This window comes from Tannerella forsythia, from assembly GCF_003860135.1.
GTDB classification, from domain to species: Bacteria; Bacteroidota; Bacteroidia; order Bacteroidales; family Tannerellaceae; genus Tannerella; species Tannerella forsythia_A.
This window is the reverse complement of record NZ_RQYN01000116.1, coordinates 1-1748: the sequence shown is the minus strand read 5'-3', so window position 1 is coordinate 1748 and position 1748 is coordinate 1. Positions and strand designations below refer to the sequence as shown.

The following is a 1748-nucleotide window of genomic DNA, read 5'->3' as shown; positions in this document are numbered from 1 at the left end:
CTCGTATCCAAAAGAAACTGGCTCGAATGAAGCCACAACAACTAATCACAATACAATTTTAATGCGTCAACCCTGAGGAGGGAAGAGCAAGCAGTCAACTCTTTCAGGACAGAACACATCGTGGGCGTTTAGTATTTGTCTTTTTAAAAAAAGATTAATTGTGAGGATGACAAAAAAGATAAGGCATATTTTAAAACTTGATGAAAATCAACAGAAAGGCTTTTCTTTATTTAAAAGATAAATCAGGCAGAAAATCTTAAATAAAGCTTTTGGGGGAGTTTTTTGCTTGAGAAAATTGTGTAAATAAAAACGGTATTTTAAACTTGCAACCAGAGTTTACTTTATAATTACTTTGATCCATGATTAAAGATGTATATAGGTATATTTCTGTGCTTTCCATTTTGATAGCTGTTTGTTGTAATAACCATACGAAAACAGGAAAGGTTCAGACAACAGAAGATCCTTATCTCACAGATGACTTTCCCGTTGTTCTGTCGAACGATAAACCGGAAAGCAAAGATAGTATCCGTCTGACTGATATCGCAGACAGTCTTTTTTATATTTCACTTAAAGGAAGTAATTTAGATGTACTTCAACTACATTACCTCGACAGTTTGATTTTGGTGAGCGATATAAGAAATGTTTATATCTTTCATGCGAATGGAGAAGTAAGAAGTAAACTGCCGCTTTACAGTGGCAGTTTCGATGTTTCATCCGACGGACAGAAGTTATACACCTATACATTTCTGACAAAAGAACTCTGTGCTTATGACCTGAACGGAAATCATATTTGGAAAACAAAAGTCAAATACTCGCCCTCTTTCCCCGAACTGGGATATTATGGCTATTCATTTTTAGCTGTCAACGATACCACATTTGCGATAGCGAATATCAACTTCGGGAACAATCGAGACAAGATTGTTTTTGTTAATCAGAAAGGAAAGGTTGTACATCGAATCGCAAACGATGAACGTTTTACCCCTCCTCCATCCGTTTATTCCGTAAATAGAACTTGGCAACGTATCTTATTCAGAAGTAATGGAGCATTATGCTATCACGCGCCTTACAGTGATACGCTCTATGCTATTCATGGGCCTACGTTGAATTTATTGCCCACTGTCATAGAGGAAAAGCTTGCGAAAGTTCCTCTTAAAAAAAGACTTGAATATACCGGCGAGAAAGTGGAGGAGCTACATCGATATTGCACAAACATATATACCTGCCCGATTGGCTATCATGATATTTGGACGGACAGTAGCAAATATATCACTCGTTTTTTCGAGACATCCCGTTACTTGATCGTGGGTTATACGCATGGTTCATTAATGCTTCCTACATCCAATTTTTTGATATATGATAAGAAGAAAAAGGTGTTAAGTCGTACACATAATGATCTGCAGAAAAGCATTGGTACAAAGCACCTGCATTTTGGAATATTCAATGATTACGACGGCGGGTTAGCTTTCGAACCGGAGCATCTTTCGGGAGAATATCTAATCATGGTCAATGCCGGAGAGAGTCAGGGAGGAGCAAAAAATCATCCGAAAAAACTCTATTTAAAAGGACGAAAAGTGGCCGAAAATCAATATACGATGATAAGTGATGTTTATGGAAAAGCGGAATACAAAAAAAGAGCGGATGACTTTTTCAATAAGAAAATCGGCGACGAAGAAAAGGGTATTGTTAAATTCATATAGTACTATTATCTTTGCTGAAAAAAACTATGGATTGTCCAAGATGTGGAAGCA

1 protein-coding gene is annotated in these 1748 nt (G+C 37.0%); it reads left to right on the top strand.

The window, feature by feature from the left end:
- Positions 1-359 precede the first annotated feature (359 nt).
- Positions 360-1697, top strand: a complete 1338-nt coding sequence (locus tag EII41_RS13515) for a hypothetical protein (protein ID WP_124790994.1) — start codon at positions 360-362, stop codon at positions 1695-1697.
- Positions 1698-1748 lie beyond the last annotated feature (51 nt).

Coding starts and splice junctions, on each gene's coding strand:
- EII41_RS13515 (WP_124790994.1), top strand. CDS start 360: ATGATTAAAGATGTATATAGGTATATTTCTGTGCTTTCCATTTTGATA.